Below are 20,472 nucleotides of genomic sequence, written 5' to 3' on the forward strand. Positions count from 1 at the left end.
TACCCTAGGATGAGCCTAGCGCCCCAAATTTATGTGATTCAGGACGGATCCGACATCCAGCCCTTGCGGTGCGCATAGATCGCGAGCTGCGTCCGGTCCTCGACCTCGCATTTCATGAGCAGGTTGCTGACATGGGTTTTCACCGTCTTGATGCTGATATGCAGCTCTTCGGAAATTTCCTTGTTCGCCTTGCCGTCGGCGATGAGCAGCAGCACCTCCTTCTCCCGCGCGGTGAGGCCTTCCGTCTCTTCGCGTCCGGCCACGGAGCGCTGCCTGAGCCCCCGGGTCAGCGCCTGCGAGACGTCGGCGCTCATCATCTGGAAGCCTCGCGCCGTGCTGCGGATCACCTGAGCCAGCTCGTCGGCTGCGACGGTCTTCATGACGTATGTGACCGCACCGGCTTCGATCGCCTGCACGACCTTCTCATCTTCCAGGAAACTCGTGAGCAGCACGATCTTGATAGTCGGATCGAGCTGGCACACTTGACGCGTCGCCTCCACCCCGTCGAGCCGCGGCATCATAAGATCCATCAGGATAACGTCCGGCTTGTCGCCGTCGCCGTTCAAGCTGCGCCGGATCCGGTCCACCGCCTCCTGTCCGTCGGACGCTTCGCCGATCACATCGAAATCGTCCTCCATCGTCAAATAAGTGCGCAGTCCCAACCGAACCATGTCATGGTCGTCTACGATCAATATCCTCGTTGGCGTTGTCATTCGTTCTCCGGCTCCCCTTGTACGAATTTCGGCAGCGACACCTTCACGCGGGTGCCGGCACCGGCCTTGCTCGCAATTTGCAGCTCCCCGCCCAGCTTTTGCGCGCGTTCGCGCATCGTAAGCAAGCCGTAGGAGTGGAGCCGCTCGCCTTCCTGCTGGAATCCCCGGCCGTCGTCGCTGATCTGCAGCACATACTGATTGCCGTTATCCTGCAGCGCCAGGTCGACGTGGCGGGCGGAAGCGTGCTTCACGACGTTCGCCATGCCTTCCTGGATGATCAGGAACAGCTGATGCTCAATCGCTTCGGACATCGATCCGGTGAGGCGGATGTCCATGCGCCCTTGAAGCGCGTTGTGGTTGCAATAATCGGGAAACCATCGATCGAGCGCTTCGGAGAGCCGCTTGCCCTCCAGCTCGATCGGGCGCAGCTGGGCGAGCAGCCCCCGCATTTGCTTTTGGGCCAGGGCGGATAGCTCGACCAGCTGATTCAGGATCGGCTGCGCCTTGTCCACATTTCCCCGCTCCACGAGCTTCGCCGCCGAGGAGGCCGACATATGCAGCGCGAACAGCTGCTGACTCACCGTATCGTGCAAGTCCCGGGCCAGCCGCCTGCGCTCCTCAGTGACGGCGACCTCGTTGGATTGGGCGAGGAGCATGACGTTCTCCTCGCCCACCTTTTGCAGCAGCATGACCCGCTTCTCCAGCGACTGCGCCATCTCGTTGAAGTCCGTGTACAGCCGGTCGAACGGATCCGAGCCGAGCGGAGCGATACGCTCCGCCAAGTTCCCGCGCGACAGCTGGAGGATGGAGAGATGCAGCGCGTCGATCTTCCGCTGGAACATGCTCGCGATCCAGTACGCTGCGAACAGGCAAGCCGCCGCCAGGCCGCCCAGGAACTCCAGGCTGACGCGGATGTCCGACGTGAGCCAGTCGAACCCGAACAGCCTGCCGGCGAGCAGCCCTCCCGCAAACAAAAGCAGCAGGAGCCCGAAGTATCCGAGCAGCTGCCACTTGACATTTTTGGCGTTAAACCATGACATTCTCATCCGACCCGCTTCACCCTCACGTCGCCGATGAACATGCTGACGATGATACGCACGCGCTTCTCGGCATCTTTATATCCCGGCGAGGCGGACTGCATGCTGCGGAACATGCCGCCCTCGCGACGCTCGAACACGTTGATGTCGCCCAGGAAGGAGGAGGCGGTCACGCTGACCTCGAGCTGTACGTCGTTCGGCACGTACACCTTCACATCGCCGATAAACGCCGAGATGTTGATCTTGGTCTCCCCGTACGGGATCACCGCCCGGGTCAGATCGAGCTCCGTGTCGCCGATGAAGTGCGAGATGTTCATCGAGCGCAGCTCCCAGTAGTCCTGCCCCATATGCAGGTCGCCGATGAAATTGGACCGGTGCACCACTTCTCCGTCATGCCCAGAGTCAGATGACCGATGGCCGTGCATCCGCCGGCGGAACTCCCGGTCTTCCCGGAATTCGTCGCGGTGCGACTTCCAATCCTTCTTGAACTGCTCCTTCCAGTGCTTCCATTCGTGCACGGCCTCCGGCTTCCCATGGTTCCCGGAAGGAGACGCGTTGCCGCTCGGCCGCGGCGTGAACGGATCTAGCGGCGGCTTCGCAGGCCCCGCCCCAGGCGGAGGAGGCGCTTCAGGACCTTGCTCCGGCGTGGACGGCGGCTCGGGTGGAGCCGGCGGGTCATACGAGGAGTAGGGCTTGAACGGCGATTCCATCGGCGGGTCCCAATTCGACGGCGAAGACGGCGGTGGAGACGGCGGCTGTATCGGTTCGCGGGAAGATTTCCGGTTCCGCGGCCGGAACAGCATGTTCATGCCTAGCGCGATCAGAATGACCGGCACGAGAAATTTGAAGATGTCCCCGAACCCGATCTGGTCAAACCAGCGCAAATTGTTGTTCAGGAAGACGAGACCGACCACGACGATGATCAGATTCCATAAATAGGACCCGCCCCAGCCGTATTCGAGCCTTCGTTGAATGAGAATGCCCTTGAGTCCGAACACGATCAGAATGACCGGCCAGTAATTCGAGAACACGTAGCCGATGTCCACGGCCACAATGCCGAGCTGATTCAGCAAAAAGACGACACCTGCGCCTATCAGCAGCAACCCGACGAACACTTTCCCCCAAATATCGCCCCGCATGCGTGTATCCCCCGTCTATTTCGAGATAGTAGTTTTTAATGTTAACCCTATTGTAGAGGAATTGCTAATGGAAGCAAAGAGGCGTGGGATGGAGGCTCATCTCGGTCTGCAGACCGAGACGCGGACCCGACAAGCGAATATTCACAATCGGATGAATCCGGTCTCAAGCCGATTCGGCGGGGATCCGGATCGTTACTTTCGTCCCCGCCCCGACCGAGCTCTGCACTTGCAGCGCCGCGCCATACGCGAATTTCAAGCGCTTGCTGATGTTCTTCAGCCCCACGCCGGACCGGGCGCCCTGCCGTTCGAACGACTCGCCCGCAAGCGCGTCGTCCAGCCGCTCCTGCGTCATGCCGACTCCGTCGTCTTCGATCTCGAAGATGACATGCTCATCCGCCCGGTAAGCGCGAACGATTACGGTACCGCCATCCTCCCGGCGTCCGATTCCGTGCCGGATCGCATTCTCGACGAGCGGCTGCAGAAGCAGCGGCGGAATTTTCACGTGCTGCGTCTCCTCGGCGATATCGTATTTCACTTGCACGCTGTCCAGGAACCTCATTTTCTCGATTTCGGCATACGATTGGATCAAGGCAAGCTCGCTGCTGAACGGAACTCCTTTTTGCAAATTGTTGAACGAGAAGCTGCCCCGCAAATAATCCGCCAGCTCGATCGTAAGCTTCCTAGCTTGCTCCACATCCCGGTAAGTGAGCGACAAAATCGTATTCAGCACGTTGAACAGAAAGTGCGGCTTAATCTGCGATTGGAGAAAGGCGACTTCCATGTCGATCAGCTTCCCGACCGATTCCTTCATCGTCAGCAGGCTCTTGGTTCGGGCCTGAAGCTCCGCCGTGTCGAATGGCTTGGGCAAATAATCGTTCGCCCCCGCTTCGAACGCGGCAATCTTGTCTTCCGGCTGGATGGAGGCGGTCACCATCAGCACCGGCAGCTCCAGCAGCGTGTAGCGGCTGCGGATAGAGTCGCACACCTCGAGCCCGGACATGCCCGGCATCATGAGATCCAGGATGACGAGATCGACCGGGCGCCGCTCCAGCTGCTCCAGCGCCTCGAAGCCATCCTTGACCGCGATCACCGTGTAGTCCAAGCGCTCCAGCGTATCGATCAGCACCTTCAAGTTCGAGAAATGATCGTCCGCGGCCAAAATGACCGGGCCTCCCGAATGAGCCGACATATACGGAGTAGCAAACGAATAGGCCGGCACAGCCGGCTCCATTACGTCGGGCGACCTGCTCGGCCGGGGCAAAGCGAGGATCTCACGGCCAGCCGCCGGCATCGTGAACGTGAACGTCGAGCCTTCTCCCTTTGCAGAATGAACCCAAATGTCCCCCCGCTGCAGCTCGACCAGCTGCTTGACGATCGGCAAGCCCAATCCGAAATTATGCGTCGTGTCGGTCTCTAGGGACCGGTACGGATCGAAGATGACCGACAGGTCGTGCTCCTCCATCCCGATGCCGGTATCGCGGACAGAGATCTCGATCATGCTGCCCTTTTCCCTGGCCGACACGGTTATCCGGCCGCAAGCGGTGTGCTTGATCGCATTGTCCAGCAGATTGCAGATGATTTGCCGGAAGCGGATCTCATCCGCCAAAACGTAGGGAAGCTGATCCGGAACTTCGTTCACCAGTTCAAGAGGCTTGCCGGATTTGATAAAGTCGAACATTTTCAAGATCAAACCGACCGTCGAGCGCACATCGATCGGAACCGGGTCCACCTTGAGCTCCCCCTGTCGCAGCCGGGACAAGTCCAGGATGTCGTAGACGAGCTGGGACAGACGCTTCCCGATCGCGGAGATTAAGCCGACCGTTTCCTGCTGCTCCTTAGACAAGGGATGGCGCGGATCGGCGAGCAGAGACTGCGCGATGCTGATCATGCCGTGCAAGGGCGTCTTGAATTCGTGCGCCGTCTTCGTCAAGAATTCATCCTTCAGCTTGTCCGCTTGAATGAGCCGTCCGGATAGCTGCTCGATCTTCTTGAACGCGTTCGAGAAGCGCAGCGACATAAGCAGCGCCAGCATGAGCAAATAGATGAACGGTTCGATCGGCGGGAACGTATATGTAGGAACGGCGAGATAAACGTTCATGTTCAGGGTGAACGCATGCACATTGAGCGCAACCCCGGCTACGACGAGATAGAAGCTGCCCTCCACCCTATGGAGCGCCGCCAGCATCAGCACATAGATCGCGTAGATGAACGGCAAATTGGAATATAGCGATACAAAGAGCCGCATCCCGCCGGTCTGGATCGTAGTGAAGGCGAATAGCTCCGCAAGGGCAAGCAGTCCTCCGATGACCAGAGAAACTCGGATCAGCCGGTTGGAGACAAATGGACGGAAGGCGACATTCACGTACAGCAAGAGCGCCATCGCGGCCAGAATCGCGGACAAGATCTGCACGCGCAGGAACAGCTCCACCGGAAGTTCGCCGAACAAGTCGTAGATGATCCGCTCCCCGGTAGTGGACATGAAGGCAGCGAAGCAGAGGCTGAGCAGCCCGAAGACGATCAGGTTGTAATCCGCTCTGCGCTGCGTATACAGGCCGATAAAATAAAGCCCCATAATGACGTAGGAAGTAAACATGACCCAATCACGCGCGAGCGCCTTGCTCTGGAGCGAGGCAATCTGCTTCGAATCTCCGAGAAACATAGGGTGGTTGATGCCGCTGCTGGCCGGCGAGTGATAGTTCGCCACCTGCACGATAATCTCGTTCAGCCCGGGCTTCAACGTGAAGTACCCGACGATGGGCTTGTTTTTCCCGGAATACGTCCGCTTCTCTTCCGCCGGCACTCCGCTCTCCCCGACCAACTGCCCATTGACGAACACCCGGCCGGACATCTGGATCGAGAGCGTCTTCAAGCCATAGATGCCTTGGGCGTCGGCGACATTCACTTGCAATCGGTATGTCGCGTAGCCGAGCGTATCCATCTTCTTCTTCCAGGAGCCGGGGACGGCGACGAAGTCTGGAGTGGGGGTACCCGCCACGCCGCCCGGCCCGAAGTCCGCCGAGTCGAGCAGCCGGTCCGGATAAAATTCCCACTCCCCGTCCAGCGCCGCCACCCCTTGCTCCGAGAACGACCAGTGCGATAAATCCATTGTGCCCCGAGACGCCAGTGGAGCCCCGTTGTCAACATGCTTAAGAATGACCGGAATCATCCCGTATGTGCAGGCCAGCATGGCGAGCACGATCAAGAGCGCCGCCCATTTGCGCATATGCATCACTCCCGCTTCTTAACTTGCCGACTAAGAAAAAGGCCACAGCAGCGGCTGTGACCTCTCGAACGAACAGGTGGAGGGCTTATGTAGATCCCGGATTCGGGAAAGGGTCCGACAGCAGGCTGCGCAGCTGCTCCTTCCCCCGGTGCAGACGAGCCTTCACCGTGCCGACCGGCATCTCCATCTTATCGGCGATGTCCTGGTCCTTCAAATCCTCGAAATATTTGTAGACGAAAATGCGCCTTGTCGTATCGTCCAGCTGCTCGATCGTTTCGCAAATCATCTTCTGCACGACCTGCTCCTCAACGTCGGACTTCGACTCCGGCTGATAACGCGCGGATTCTTCGGACACGTGCGTCGTCTGTCTGGAGCTGCGTTTCAGCATGTTCAAGGCGGTATTCGAGGCGATCACCTTGGCCCACTGGATGATTTTATCGGGATCCTTCAGCGTGGAGAGCTTCATCAGAATTTTCAGCCAGGACTCCTGCACGACGTCCATGGCGAGCGAGCGATCGCGCATAATGGAATAAGCCACGATGAACATTTGCTTATACAGCTCTTGAAGCAACAATTCTTCTTCCTCTGTGTTGACACCGTCCATTTCGACAGTCCGAGTCCACATGGAGATCATCTCCTGCTAAAAATGGAACTACATCCAAGTTCCGTGGCATGTACACGCTTTCAGCTCTTATTTTATCACAGAACCCCTGCAAATAAAATAAGCTTGTATCGAAGCCTATCGTCCTTAATAAAAGAAACCGGCGCACATCTCGTGAGATTTGCCGCCGGTTTTGCAAGCTCCAGGATCAGAGCGGGAACGGCAGCTCCTGCTTGGCCGCCACCGCCGTCATGATGTCGTTCCATTGCCGCAGTGTTTCCTCCGACACTTTGCCGTTGCCGGTCCGCACGACGAACACGCCCACTTTTTTCTTGCCCCATTCTTTGTAAATATCCGATTTATTTTTATAGTACAGATCGATTTTTTTACCTTTGATCGCCGAACCGGTATCCGCCACAATGCCGTAGCCGTACCCGGGGATGTACAGAATCGTTCCGAGCGGGAACACTTTCGGATCGGCGGCGATAGTGGACAGAATGCCCTGTTTCACCTTAACGCCGGAGTACGTAATGCCGTACTCGGGGTGCCCGGGCTTCTTGCCGGTCGATTCTACGCCGGCGTAATAGCCGGTCGCCATCACTTCCACACTTCCTTGAAACTGGCTGAAGTCCTGATGCAGCATCGGGTAGCTCTTGTTCCGTTCCATCAGCTCCTGCGCGTCCTTCATCTGGGACAACCGCTCGAGTACGATTTGCTCCGCAGTTTGAGCGCCGCGTGTCGCGCTGGCCGCTTGAGGGTGCGATTCGTCGGCGGCAGGATCGGCATACGACGGAACTTTCGCATGCGGCTTGCCCGCCGCGCTCGGATGCACCGGATTGAATGCCGTCAGGACCACAACGGCAAACACGATGACACTGAACCAGCTAAGCCGGTTCATCGTCGACGAAAACATGGTTGGATTCCTCCTTATAAGGAGGGTGTCCCAAACGAAAAAGGATTATGCATCCAAGCGGCAATCGCTCGTGACGCATAATCCTAAGAAAACCCCACAAAGTGACGTAGGCCTTCGAAGCATATTCCGATTACTTTGCGGGGACCCCGGGTGAATAAAGCTTGCTACGCTTGCTTAGTCCGGATGTCCTCGACGATCTTCGCGATGACGGACTCGGTGCTCTGCGCGCCCAAGTCGCCTTCGCCGCGCTTGCGGACGGAGACGGTGCCGGAATTCATCTCGTTCTCGCCCACGATGAGCATGTACGGAATTTTCTCCAGCTGCGCTTCGCGAATCTTGTAGCCGAGCTTCTCGTTGCGGTAGTCGGCTTCCACCCGTACTCCGGCGGCTTGCAGCTGCTCGGTGACGGAGCGGACATAGTCGTCGAACGCATTGCTGACCGGGATGACGATCGCCTGTACCGGCGACAGCCAGGTCGGCAAGTTGCCCGCGAAGTTTTCCAGCAGGAACGCGGTCATCCGCTCCATGGTGCTAATGATGCCGCGGTGAATGACGACCGGCCGATGCTTCTGCCCGTCCTCGCCGACATATTCCAGCGCGAACCGCTCCGGCAGCAGGAAGTCGAGCTGTGCGGTGGACAGTGTCTCTTCCTTCTTCAGCGCGGTCCGGATCTGGACGTCCAGCTTAGGCCCATAGAACGCCGCTTCGCCTTCCGCCTCGTAGAACGGCAGCCCAAGCTCCTCGACGACCTCGCGCAGCATGCGCTGCGACATTTCCCACATCTCGTCGTTCGGGTAGTACTTCTCGGTGTCCTTCGGATCGCGGTAGGACAAACGGAACCGGTAGTCCTTGATGCCGAAGTCCTCGTAGACGCGCTGGATCAAACGCACGACGCGGGCGAACTCCTCCTTGATCTGATCCGGACGGCAGAAGATGTGCGCGTCGTTCAGCGTCATCGCCCGTACGCGGTGCAAGCCGGTCAGCGCTCCGGACATCTCGTAGCGGAACTGGTTCGCGAGCTCGGCGATCCGCACCGGCAAGTCGCGATAGCTGCGCATGTCGCTCTTGTACACCATCATGTGGTGCGGGCAGTTCATCGGACGGAGCACGAGCTCCTCGTTGTCCATCTCCATCTTGGGGAACATGTCTTCCTGATAATGATCCCAGTGTCCGGAAATCTTGTACAGCTCCACGCTGCCCATCACCGGCGTATAGACATGCTGATAGCCGAGCGATTCTTCGACGTCGACGATGTAGCGCTCCATCACGCGGCGCAGCTTGGCGCCCTTCGGCAGCCAGATCGGCAGCCCTTGGCCGACTTCCTTGGCGAACGTGAACATTTTGAGATCCTTGCCGATCTTCCGGTGGTCGCGCTTCTTCGCTTCCTCCAGCAGCTCCAGATGCTCGTCGAGCTGGGCTTTCTTCGGGAACGCGGTGCCGTAGATGCGCTGCAGCATTTTGTTCTTCGCGTTGCCTCGCCAGTATGCGCCGGCGATGCTCAGCAGCTTGAACGCCTTGATCCGTCCGGTCGACGGCAAGTGCGGCCCGCGGCACAGATCGAAAAATTCGCCCTGGTCATAGATCGACAGCACGACGTCCTCCGGCAGATCGCGGATCAGCTCGAGCTTGTACGGATCGCCCAGTTCGCCGAAGATGCGAAGCGCCTCTTCCCGGCTGACCTCGCGGCGGCTGATGGACAAGTTCTCCTGCGTGATGCGCTCCATCTCTTTCTCAATCTTCTGGAGATCTTCCGGCGTCAGCGCCTGCTCCATGTCAATGTCGTAATAGAAGCCGTCCTCGATGACCGGTCCGATCCCGAGCTTCACGGCCTTGTCGCCGTAAATGCGCTTGATCGCCTGCGCCATCAAGTGCGCGGTGCTGTGCCGGTACATCTCGAGTCCGTCCTGGCTGTCCAAGGTAACGATCTCGACCGCCGCATCCTCCTGTAGCGGGAAGCTCAGGTCTACGACCTTGCCGTTCACCTTTCCGCCGACGGCGTTCTTCTTCAGTCCCGAGCTGATCGAGCCGGCTACGTCTTCCACAGTCGTGCCTCGCCCGTACTCCCGAACCGCGCCATCCGGCAATGTAACTTTAATCGCTTGTACTGCTTCTGTCATTGTCGATCGACTCCTTCCGAGGTTTGGTGTTCGCAACGGGGATGTGGGATGAGAGGCGCACGGTATCGCTTGGGAAAATAAAAAAGCACCCTCATCCCGGAAAAGGGACGAGCGTGCGGTCTCGTGGTTCCACCCTTAATTCATCTCGCCTCCGACCGGGACAAGTGCATCTCCGGCAGACTGCGAAATCTCATAAGCATCCGATAACGGGAATGACCCGGTGTCTCATACTGGCTCGCCTATAGGGAACGTTCCGAGACGCTGCTGCAAAGGGGTAAGTCGCCGGATAACGCGGAAGGAGCTTTCAGCGCGGGGCTCCTCTCTCTGGGCCGATTAAGGCCGGGACTCTTGTCTTTGGTCGCTGCAGTTGAACTTTATATTCCCTTATTATAGCGGCCAGGCCAGCGTTGTCAAGGCGACAGCGAATCTTTGTTGGAGACGCCCAGCACACTGCTGCAGCCTTTGCAGTTCGTGCAGACGCGGGCCCGGTCCTCGAAAATTTGCATGATCGTCTTCACGACCTGCGCTTCGGGGTCCCTCGTATGGATGTAGATGTTTTGCGGCGAGACGGAGATGAGGGTGCTGACGATCATGTCCTCGAAATTGATTTCCCGGTCCAGCGTCTCTACTGTAAAGGAGTCGAATTCCTTCGTCTCGATCGGTGCCATCTTTTCGTTCAGCAGCGTAAACTCGTGTCCGCCGTGATGCATGAGATGGGCAACCGGGATTTTCGCATCCTGGATGTAGACAAAATATTTGAGCAGGGAGATGAATTCCTGGTACTGCTGATCCATAATATATTCATCGATGGCATATTCGACGACTTCACGCAGCTCGTCCCGGTAGTCCTGCAAGCGGAAGCGCAGGAGCCCCTGCAGGTTCAGCTCGTTGTGCTCCTCCAAATAGCCGTAGATCGCCTGGGCGACCTTCTCCTGCCGACGGATTCTCGGCTTGGGCATGCCTTCGGTCTCCTCGGCCTGATTGAGCAGCTGTGCGCAATACCGCTCGATCGCCTGCACGTCGTGCGGCTCCTCGTAATGGTAGGGCCCGCTGATCACTTCGCGCAGCAGCTTCTGCTCGATATGATCCATCATGAAGGCGGACAGCACTTCCGCCGTCGCCTTCAGCACGTCGCTGCCCCATAAATCCAATTGGAACGCCGGCAGCACGCCGAAGCCTTGCACCGAGAAAAACGACCGGAACGATTTGCTCTTGAGCTGTACAGACCCGGCCGGTATATGTATAAGCCGATTGTAGGCATCCATGAGACGCCGCTGAAGCTCCTCTCTCTCTTCAGTCAACGATTTAGGTACGATGACGCTGAACAGTTCCATGCGGGTCAACTCCTTTCCATCCGCCGTTTCCGGCTCCAACTCTGTTTCCTAAAGTATATGGCCCCGCCTGTGCGGATATACAAACAACAATTTGGCATCGTGGAAGGGATCCGAAAGGCCCGTACGGCAGGGGGATGAGAAGGGCTAGGACGCGAACAAGCCTCTACCGCATAATGAACGGCAGAGGCTTGTCGGAAAAAACCAGATGGCCAAGGCCATCAAGAGCGGACGTTCTCGATGACGACGGCGATGCCTTGGCCGCCGCCGATGCAGAGCGCGGCCAAGCCGTAGCGCAGGTCCCGCTCCGCCAGCTCGTATGCGAGCGTCAGCAGGATGCGAGCGCCGCTCGCGCCAACAGGATGACCGAGCGCTATAGCGCCGCCATTCACGTTGACCCGGCTGCGGTCGAGCTCCAGCTCGCGTTCGACGGCCAAGTATTGGGCCGCGAACGCCTCGTTCAGCTCGACCAAGTCGATGTCGGCGAGCGTGAGGCCCGCTCGCTGCAGCGCCTGCCGGGCCGCCGGCACCGGCCCGAGGCCCATGACGCCGGGCTCGACGCCGCCGAGCCCGGACGCCACGAGGCGGGCGAGCGGACGCCGCCCGCCCAAGGCGGAGGCGCCGGCGAGCACGAGCGAGACGGCGCCGTCGTTGATGCCGCTGGCGTTGCCGGCGGTGACCGTGCCGGCGGCTTGGAACGCCGGCTTCAGCTTGGCCAGCGCGGCGGCGGTCGTGTCGGGCTTGATGTGCTCATCGGCCGACACGGTTACGACGCTCCCGCGGCCCGGCACGTCGACCGGCGCGATCTCCCGCGCCAGACGGCCGTTCGCGGCGGCCGCAGCCGCCCGTGTGTGGCTCAGGACGGCGTACTCGTCCTGCTCCTCCCGCGTGATGCCGTAGCGGGTGGCGAGCGTCTCCGCCGTGACGCCCATGCCGCAGCCGATGTAGTGGTCGGTCAGCGTGTGCTGGAGCATATCCTCCAGCTGGATCGGCCCGAGCTTCGCCCCGCCGAAGCGGCTGACGAAGTCCGCATGCGGCGACTGCGACATGTTCTCGGCCCCGCCCGCCAGCGCCAACGCCGATTCGCCGAGCCGGATGCCCTGCGCGGCGGTGACGACGGCCTGCAGCCCGGAGCCGCAGACGCGGTTGACGAGCATGGCGGGCACTTCCACGGGAATGCCCGCCTTCAGCGCGATGTGCCGAGCTATGTAGGGCGCCGTGACGGAACTATGGATGACGTTGCCATAGATGACTTGATCGATGGCCTCAGGCTCGACCGCCGCCCGGCGCAGCGCTTCCTTCGCACTGACGGTGCCGAGCTCGGTCGCCGATACGGTCTTGAACGATTGACCGAACCCGCCGAACGGTGTCCGGGCGCCTTCGAGAATGTACACTTCATTCTGACTCATGATCTATGTCCTCCTCGGTGTGAATCGCCTGCATCAGCCGGATGATGCGTCGGTCGCGATCTTTGACCTTCCGCTTCACTTCCGCCTCGTCGGCGTAAGGGTACAGCCCTTGCCCGGACTTGACGCCGAGCCGGCCTTCCCGCACGTGGCGACGGAGCAGCTCCGGCGCAGTGCGGGTGTCGTCCAGCAGCGGGAACAGCTGGTCCGCGACGCGCTCCCAAATGTCGAGGCCGCCGAAATCGGCGGTCTCGAGCGGGCCGTGCAGCGCCCAGCGCAAGCCGGGGCCGTGCTTCACGGCCGCATCGATAGAGCGGGCGTCGGCGACGCCGCTCGCAAGCAAGTGCAGCGCTTCGCGCAGCAGGGCGGCTTGCAGCCGGTTGGCGATGAACCCGGGGATATCCCGGTTCAACACGACCGGCACCTTGCCGCAGCGGCGCAGCAGCGCCAGTACGGGCGCCAGCGCTTCGGGCGGGAAGCCCGGCGGCTGGACGATCTCCACCAGCGGCACGTGGACCGCCGGGTTGAAGAAGTGCAGGATGAGCATCCGGTGGGCGAAGCCGATCTCCTGCGAGAGCTGCTCTAGCGGGAAAGTCGACGTGTTGGACGCCACCAGCGTCTTTGGCTCTACTAGCGGCTCCAGGGTGCGGTATAGCGCCTGCTTCAGCTCCAGCCGCTCCGGTGCCGCTTCTATTACCAGCTCGGCCTCTGCGACGGCTGCTGCCAGATCCGTCGTATAAGCGATTCTAGCTTCGGCTTCGCATGATTCGAAGGTCTCGGAAGTCTCTCTTGTATCGGTGCCTCTTTCGCTCGCTATGAGCTCCAAGCTGCGGCGGATGTGGCGTCTCGCCGATTCTAGCGCTTGCTGATGGACGTCGTAGAGCCGCACGTCCAGGCCGTGGGCGGCGAACAGCTGAGCAAGACCGTGCCCCATCGTGCCGGCGCCCAAAACGGCTATTTTTCGCAACATGGTTCTCTTGCCCCTTTCCATATCTGAAGACAATCATAGCTATTGCGCGGTATACCCGCCGTCGATCACGACGGCTTGGCCGGTTACGCCCCGGGCCCGTTCACTGCATAGGAACACCGCATAGTCGGCGATTTCCGCCGGGCTCAGCAGCCGCTTCTGGGGGACGAGAGGATAGATGACTTCCTCCAGCACCCGCTCGAGCGGAACGTCTCGGGTCCGGGCCAAGTCGTTCAACTGGTCCCGGACCAGTGGCGTATCTACGTAGCCCGGACAGAGGGCGTTCACCGTAATGCCGTGCTCCGCCCCTTCGAGCGCCGCCACCTTGGTGAGCCCAATAAGCCCATGTTTGGCGCTGTTATACGCCGCTTTTCCGGCGAAACCGACGAGTCCGTTGATCGAGGCGATGTTCAGAATCCGGCCGTATCCCCGCTTCTTCATGACCGGGAACGCATGCTTGATCGCCACGAACGGCGCGACGAGCATCAGCTTCAGCATGCGCTCGTACACGTCGGTCGGAAAATGCTCCAGCGGCGCCACATGCTGCATCCCGGCGTTGTTCACCAGGACGTCCAGCCGGCCGAGCAGCGTTTCCATGTGCTGGATCGCCTGGCGAAGCGCTTCTTCCTCGGTTACGTCGAAGGCGAGCCCGATGCAGCGTCGGTCTTCAGCCTTCAGCCGGTTGACCGACTCCGACACGCGGTCCTTGTCCCGGTCGCACAGGACGACGGTAGCCCCGTTGCGGCCGAACCCCTCCGCCATCGCATACCCGATCCCGCCTGCCGCTCCGGTTATCATTACGACTTGTTCCTCCGGCATAGTTGTCGCTTCCCCTTTCCAAGTAAGACTTGATCTCTAATACGCTTCCAGCTTGAGCGACGGGCTAAACGCGAGCTGAGGCTCGACAGTCTCCTGAATCATCTCCGGCGTAAATCCCTTCGCCGTCTCCACGAGCATCAGTCCGTTTGGGGTAACGTCCATCACGGCCCGCTCGGTTATAATGCGGTGCACTACACCGGCTCCGGTGAGCGGAAGCTTGCAGCTGTGCAGGATTTTCGGCCGCCCGTTCTTGGCCGTATGCTCCATGATGACGAGAATGCGCTTCGCTCCGTGCACGAGATCCATTGCTCCGCCCATCCCTTTGATCATATGGCCCGGGATCATCCAGTTGGCAAGGTCGCCGCGCTCGGACACCTCCATCCCGCCCAAGATGGCGATGTCGATATGGCCGCCGCGAATCATGGCGAACGACTCGGCGCTATCGAAGAGAGCCGCGCCCGGGATCATCGTGATCGTCTCCTTGCCGGCGTTGATCAAATCGGCGTTCACCCGCTCGGCGACCGGGTAAGGTCCGATTCCGAGCAAACCGTTCTCGGACTGGAGCACCACATTCCGGTTAGCGGGAATGTAGTTGGCGATCAAGGTCGGCATCCCGATCCCGAGGTTGACATAGGCGCCCTCCTGAATCTCCATCGCCGCACGCCTCGCGATCTTCTCGCGAACGGCCGCCTTGTCATCCAGCGGCGTCTGGCTCGCCGGCGACGCCTCTTGCCTGACCGACGTAGTCAGGCGCTCGATCCGCTTCTGCTGCTGTCCGACGATCAGCTGCTGGACATACACGCCCGGCGTGTGCACTTGCGCAGGTTCGATCTCCCCGATGTCGACCAGCTGTTCGATCTCGGCTATTGTGGTTCGGCCGGCTGCGGCCATCATCGAATTGAAATTGCGCGCCGTATGGCTGTACACGAGGTTGCCGGCCCGGTCCCCTAGGTGCGCCCGCACGAGGCTGTAGTCGGCCGCAAGTGCCGTCTCGAGCAAGTAGCGCTTGCCGCCGAATTCCCTTACTTCCCGGCCTTCGGCCACTGGGGTACCGACCCCTGCCGGCGTGTAGAACGCGGGAATCCCCGCCCCCCCGGCCCGGATCCGTTCAGCGAGCGTGCCCTGCGGCACGATCTCGAGCTCGAGCTCGTTCGCCAGCACTTGGCGCTCGAATTCCCGGTTCTCGCCGACGTAGGAGCCGATCATTTTGCGGATTTGCCGGTTGCGGAGCAGGAGGCCGAGCCCCCAGTCGTCTACCCCGCAATTGTTGGAGATGACGGTCAAGTCGCGGACGCCGGACTCGGCGAGCGCGAGGATGAGATTCTCGGGTATGCCGCACAGTCCGAATCCGCCTACCATCAAGGTCATGCCGTCCCGAATGCCGCTAATCGCTTCCCGATAAGATGTCAGTACAGGCTTTATCATGGGTGGATCGCCTCCTTATACATGCTTACGACCTTTATATAAGCAAAAATCATGCCAAGTTGAGATGACTGAGGCAGGTGTGGGTCCGCATCCGGAATCGCAAGCAACAAAAAAGCAGCCGGCACAAGGGTGGCCCGCTGCAAAATTTTTTTTCGCACTTATTGAAATTGACTGTTATGCGTGGATTATTGAGGCAATATCGACGTCCAGATTCCGGATTCCAGGACATTTCATTCCTGAGTTCCGGAATGAATGGGATCAACCCTTCGCCTCCCCCGGCTTCAGCTTATCCAGCTTGGCATAGAAGGCGGATTTGCTCATGCCGAGCCGCTCCGCGGCCCCCCGCTTGTCGCCGCCTGTCGCCTGCAGCGCCTCTAGCATCCATGCTTCCTCGAGCTGTTCGACCGCTTCTCGCAGCGTGGATGCTGTTCGCGGCATCTCTGCGGGAGGGACGGGGTTGGCATGCATTCGGGGCGGCAAATCCTCGATCGAGATGATCCGCCCCGACATGATATACATCGCGCGCTCCAGCACGTTCCGCAGCTCCCGCACGTTCCCGGGCCACGCATACGCCCGGAGCGCCTCCATCGCCGCAGGCGCCACCGCGACCGGTTCGCCGCCGGGCCTTACAGGCCGCAGCTCGCGCAGCAGCTCCTCGCACAGCGGCGGGATGTCTTCCGGCCGCTCCCGGAGCGGCGGGATGCGCAGCTCGATCACCTGCAGCCGGTAGTACAGATCGCGACGGAACGCTCCCTCCTCCACCATCCGCTCCAGCTCCCGGTTCGTCGCGGCAATGAAGCGGATGTCGACCGATTCCGGAGCACCTCCGATCGGCTCGATCTCCTTCTCCTCCAGCACCCGCAGCAGCTTGGCCTGCATGGCCAGGGACAGCTCGCCGATCTCGTCGAGGAACACCGTACCTTTGTGCGCGAGCGCCAATTTGCCCGGCTTGCCCGACTTCCTGGCCCCGGTGAACGAGCCTTCCTTGTAGCCGAACAGTTCGGATTCGAACAGCGACTCCGGGATCGCGGCGCAATTCACGGGAACGAACGGGCCGTAGAACCGGCCGCTCAGTTGATGGATCGCGTGGGCGAACAATTCCTTCCCCGTGCCGCTCTCTCCTAGGAGCAGTACCGTGCTGCTCGAGCCGGCCACCCGCTCCGCCAGCGCCTTCGCCCGGTTCATCGTGTCGCTGACTGCCGTAATATGATTCAGCCGATATTTGGCGGCATAAGCCGATCGCTTCGCCTGCTCGCGGGGCGCCAGGAAGGTCTGCACCTCTCTGTATTTCGCGTTCATCTCGAACAGCTTGTCGATGTCCTGGAACATGATCTTTCCTACGACCGCGATGAGTTCCCCGTCGCTGAAGACCGGGATGCGGTTCGCGATCATCCAATGCCCGCGAATTTTTTGCAGCTCCCCGTACTCCGCCTTGCCGGTTCTCGCTACGATGTGAAGCCGGGTATTCTCTATGACCTCGGTCACGTGCCGCCCGATCAGCTCCGCCCGCTCCCGTTCGATGAAGGAGGCGTATGTCTCGTTGACGTCCAGCACATAGCCGTTCCGGTCGGCGACGACGATGCCTTCGTACGCGCTCTCGAGCGCGATCCGGTACAGCCTCGCCTGCTGCTCGAACCGCGCCTTCTCCTCCTCTTGCTGCAGCATCAGCCGATGCACCCAACCGTCCTTGCGGATGTCCATCTTTCCCCCGCCCCCTGTCGTTAGCTTCCTGCTTCTCAACCTATACGAGCCCTTCCCTATAAGTGTATTCTAGCATAGCGTTCATTTCGTAGAGTAGGAGTAGGAGTAGGAGTAGTCTTTTCCCGTGGAACCCGAGGCGATTCACGGTCTAATTCGAATTTGCCAACTTGGAAGTGAACCATCGCGGCCAGAACGTGCTCTAGTTCGAATTTGCCAGCTTGTATCGCTAATTGCGAGACATACAGCCGAATTGTCGCTAGATAAGAAGGCGAAATCGAATTCCACGTGTTCAATCCGATTCAACTCCTGCTCTAATTCGGCAAAATCGACTTACAAGAGCGACGGTGCAAAGGCAGCTGTACGACTATATGACTTTGCATCGGATGAGAGGTAGCGCGTATATGATGATCGTGGCTCCCCTTAGAGCCGTATTAACAAAAAAAGCCCGGCCGCACTGCGGCCGGGACGTAATATTACCGGAAATCGGGCGGCGTACGGCGCGCCGTTCCGGTCAAAATCGCCGCTTCGATGACGGCATGAGCGACTTTGGACGCTACTTGATCATTGAAAATGCTCGGGATGATGTACTGCTCTTCCAGCTCGCTCGCCGACACGACGGCGGCGATCGCCCGGGCGGCGGCCAGCTTCATCGGTTCGTTGATCCGGCGCGCCCGGCAATCAAGCGCCCCTCGGAAGATGCCCGGAAACGCAAGCACGTTGTTGATCTGGTTCGGGTAATCGCTGCGCCCGGTCGCGAATACGCGCACATGCGGCAGCGCCTCCTGCGGCTCGATCTCCGGCTTCGGGTTGGCCATGGCGAACACGATCCGATCCGGGGCCATCGTCTGAATATGGTCCGCATTCAGCAGCCCACCCCGCGAGACGCCGATGAAGACGTCCGCGCCCCGAATCGCATCCTGCAAGGTGCCCGGCTCCGCCTGAACCTGCGGCTGCTCGGCCAGCCATTGCCACATCGGATGCGGATAGGTGCCGCCGCGGACGATCACGCCATCACGGTCAACGGGCACCAGCTCCCGTACGCCGGAGGCCAGCAGCATTTTGCAGATCGAGACGCCGGCGGCGCCGATCCCGTTCACGACGACGCGGATCTCCTCCATCCGTTTGCCTACGACTTTCAGCGCATTGATCAACCCGGCGACGACAACAACGGCGGTACCGTGCTGGTCGTCATGGAAGACCGGAATGTCCAGCTCCTCGGCTAACCGCGTTTCGATCTCGAAACAGCGCGGGGAGCTAATATCCTCGAGATTGATGCCTCCGAAAATCGGGCTGATCGCTTTAACCGTCCGGATGATTTCTTCCGTATCCGTCGTGTCGAGACAAATCGGGAAAGCGTCGACGTTCGCCAGCTGCTTGAACAGCATGGCCTTGCCCTCCATTACCGGTGCAGCCGCATGCGGACCGATGTCTCCGAGCCCCAGTACGGCGGTGCCGTCCGAGACGACGGCGACGGTGTTCCGCTTGATCGTAAGCGAGTACGCCTTGTCGGGCTGCTCGTGAATCGCCGTACACACGCGGGCTACGCCAGGTGTATAAACGCGTGACAGCTCGTCCCGGTTTTTGACTGGCAAATTCGGTTGAATGGAAATTTTGCCTCCCAGGTGGACGAGAAACGTCCGGTCCGATACGTTGACGATCCGGATGCCATCCATCGCCTTAAGCGAATCTATCACTTGCGATTCCTGCGAATCGTCGATGTGAAAGGTGATGTCGCGCACGGACGTCTCTTGTCCCGGGCGGATGACGTCGATGGAGGTGATGTCGCCGCCGGCGGCGCTAATGACGGAAGCCACGTCGCCGAAGCTCGCCCTCGCGTGATTCAATTCCAGACGCACGATTAAACTGTTATAAGACAAGCTGCTTCCTCCGTTCGGTTACAATGATGATTTCGTTTGCTCAGCAGCTTTCTATCAACCGAGCCAAGAGCGCCGCACGCGCCGGAATTTCGGCAATGCGGATATACTCCAGCGGGGAATGCGCGTGATCGCCGCGCGCGCCCAGCCCGTCGAGCGTCGGCGTACCGACGGCGGCGATGAAGTTGCCGTCGCTGACGCCGCCGGTCGACGTCTGCTCCACATGGAGCGCCAGCTCGGTCCTGGCGATCTCGCGGGCGAGCGCGTACAGTGCCTCGGTCGCCTCGGTCCGCTCCATCGGCGGCCGTGTCATGCCTCCGGTTACGGTCAACACTGCATTAGGCAGGAACGGCGTAAGCGCCGCGAGCTCGGCATCGATTCGCTCAGCCTCTTCGCTCGTGGCGACGCGAACGTCAATTTCGGCCTCGGCATGGTCGGCGACCACATTGCTGCCGATGCCTCCGTGCACCGTGCCCACATTGACCGTCGTTCCTCGGGCATGATCGGTTATCGCGTGCAGCCGCTGGATTTGGCAGGCCAACTCTTCGATCGCCGATACCCCGTTTTGCGGATTCACTCCGGCGTGGGCGGAGATGCCTTTGACCGTCAGCTTGTACCGCCCGCTTCCTTTGCGGGCTGTCTTGAGCGCGCCGGTCGGTTCCATCGGGGGTTCCAGCACGAAGGCGGCGGCCGCTTCCCGGGCGGCCTGCTCGATCAGCTCGCGGGAAGTCGGACTGCCGATCTCCTCGTCGCTGTTGATGAGCAGCGTGACCCGTTTGTCCGTAGGGAACCGTCCGGACTCTACAAGCGCTTTGAGCGCGAATATCGCCTGCAGCAAGCCCGCCTTCATATCATAGACGCCGGGACCGTAGGCATTGCCGTTCTCTATGCGGAACGGCCTTCGGCCGGCTTCGCCGATCGGCCAGACGGTATCGTAATGGCCGACGAGCAGCACCTGCTTCGGGCCGTCTCCGAGATGGCACAACAGCCGGTCGCCGGCGACAGGGTGCTTGACCGTCTCGACATGCCCCCCGGTCAACCGGGTGAACTGGCGGGCGTACCACTGGGCCATCGTATCGTTTAGTTCCTTGCATTTGGATGGAGAGTCCATATTGACGCTTTCTTCAAGCAGGCGAAGCAATTCGGGCAAATCGGATTGGATTCGTTCGGTAATCGTAAGTGATGACATGTTGTGAAGCATCTCCG

The 20,472-nt window shown here is 60.2% G+C and carries 15 protein-coding genes and 1 pseudogene; all 16 read right to left on the reverse strand.

Annotated elements, in window-relative coordinates; translation table 11 throughout:
• Positions 1 to 38: 38 nt before the first annotated feature.
• The 16 genes and pseudogenes from ACI5FR_RS12350 to ACI5FR_RS12425 all read right to left on the reverse strand — a co-directional run bounded on the left by ACI5FR_RS12350 (position 39) and on the right by ACI5FR_RS12425 (position 20,455).
• Positions 39 to 713: a response regulator gene (locus ACI5FR_RS12350; protein WP_405454815.1), complete on the reverse strand. Its 675-nt coding sequence runs from the start codon at positions 711 to 713 to the stop codon at positions 39 to 41.
• Positions 710 to 1,759: a HAMP domain-containing sensor histidine kinase gene (locus tag ACI5FR_RS12355; protein WP_405454816.1), complete on the reverse strand. Its 1,050-nt coding sequence runs from the start codon at positions 1,757 to 1,759 to the stop codon at positions 710 to 712. Before ACI5FR_RS12355 ends, ACI5FR_RS12350 begins: the two co-directional genes overlap by 4 nt.
• Entirely contained in the window at positions 1,756 to 2,889 is a 1,134-nt protein-coding gene (gene liaF / locus ACI5FR_RS12360; RefSeq protein ID WP_405454817.1) for a cell wall-active antibiotics response protein LiaF, read from the reverse strand. Before liaF ends, ACI5FR_RS12355 begins: the two co-directional genes overlap by 4 nt.
• Positions 2,890 to 3,052: 163 nt before the next feature.
• The gene (locus ACI5FR_RS12365) at positions 3,053 to 6,112 is read right to left on the reverse strand and encodes a hybrid sensor histidine kinase/response regulator (protein WP_405454818.1); all 3,060 of its coding nucleotides are present in this window, start codon (positions 6,110 to 6,112) and stop codon (positions 3,053 to 3,055) included.
• Between the two features lie 85 nt (positions 6,113 to 6,197).
• Complete coding sequence (locus tag ACI5FR_RS12370; protein WP_405454819.1) at positions 6,198 to 6,737, reverse strand: RNA polymerase sigma factor; 540 nt, start codon at positions 6,735 to 6,737, stop codon at positions 6,198 to 6,200.
• A gap of 184 nt (positions 6,738 to 6,921) precedes the next feature.
• Positions 6,922 to 7,626 carry a 3D domain-containing protein gene (locus tag ACI5FR_RS12375; RefSeq protein WP_405454820.1) on the reverse strand — a complete coding sequence of 235 codons (705 nt, stop codon included), beginning with the start codon at positions 7,624 to 7,626 and terminating at the stop codon, positions 6,922 to 6,924.
• A 164-nt stretch (positions 7,627 to 7,790) separates the two neighbouring features.
• A complete protein-coding gene (thrS, locus tag ACI5FR_RS12380; protein ID WP_405454821.1) occupies positions 7,791 to 9,743 on the reverse strand; it encodes a threonine--tRNA ligase in 1,953 nt (650 codons plus the stop codon).
• A 410-nt stretch (positions 9,744 to 10,153) separates the two neighbouring features.
• Complete coding sequence (locus ACI5FR_RS12385) at positions 10,154 to 11,077, reverse strand: putative sporulation protein YtxC (RefSeq protein WP_405454822.1); 924 nt, start codon at positions 11,075 to 11,077, stop codon at positions 10,154 to 10,156.
• 218 nt (positions 11,078 to 11,295) lie between these two features.
• Positions 11,296 to 12,483: an acetyl-CoA C-acyltransferase gene (locus tag ACI5FR_RS12390; RefSeq protein WP_405454823.1), complete on the reverse strand. Its 1,188-nt coding sequence runs from the start codon at positions 12,481 to 12,483 to the stop codon at positions 11,296 to 11,298.
• Complete coding sequence (locus ACI5FR_RS12395) at positions 12,470 to 13,450, reverse strand: 3-hydroxyacyl-CoA dehydrogenase family protein (RefSeq protein ID WP_405454824.1); 981 nt, start codon at positions 13,448 to 13,450, stop codon at positions 12,470 to 12,472. Before ACI5FR_RS12395 ends, ACI5FR_RS12390 begins: the two co-directional genes overlap by 14 nt.
• 39 nt (positions 13,451 to 13,489) lie before the next feature.
• Positions 13,490 to 14,266, reverse strand: a complete 777-nt coding sequence (locus ACI5FR_RS12400; RefSeq protein ID WP_405454825.1) for a 3-hydroxybutyrate dehydrogenase — start codon at positions 14,264 to 14,266, stop codon at positions 13,490 to 13,492.
• Positions 14,267 to 14,302: 36 nt separating this feature from the next.
• Entirely contained in the window at positions 14,303 to 14,968 is a 666-nt protein-coding gene (locus ACI5FR_RS12405) for a 3-oxoacid CoA-transferase subunit B (protein ID WP_405454930.1), read from the reverse strand.
• A 42-nt stretch (positions 14,969 to 15,010) separates the two neighbouring features.
• Positions 15,011 to 15,688, reverse strand: a pseudogene (locus ACI5FR_RS12410) (CoA transferase subunit A); the annotation flags it as partial.
• Positions 15,689 to 15,949: 261 nt separating this feature from the next.
• Positions 15,950 to 17,392, reverse strand: a complete 1,443-nt coding sequence (locus tag ACI5FR_RS12415) for a sigma-54 interaction domain-containing protein (protein WP_405454826.1) — start codon at positions 17,390 to 17,392, stop codon at positions 15,950 to 15,952.
• 473 nt (positions 17,393 to 17,865) lie between these two features.
• Positions 17,866 to 19,269, reverse strand: a complete 1,404-nt coding sequence (locus ACI5FR_RS12420) for an NAD-dependent malic enzyme (RefSeq protein ID WP_405454827.1) — start codon at positions 19,267 to 19,269, stop codon at positions 17,866 to 17,868.
• 40 nt (positions 19,270 to 19,309) lie between these two features.
• A complete protein-coding gene (locus ACI5FR_RS12425) occupies positions 19,310 to 20,455 on the reverse strand; it encodes a M20 family metallopeptidase (RefSeq protein WP_405454828.1) in 1,146 nt (381 codons plus the stop codon).
• Between the last annotated feature and the right edge of the window lie 17 nt (positions 20,456 to 20,472).

The organism is Paenibacillus sp. HJGM_3, assembly GCF_045062745.1.
Lineage (GTDB): Bacteria > Bacillota > Bacilli > Paenibacillales > NBRC-103111 > Paenibacillus_AA.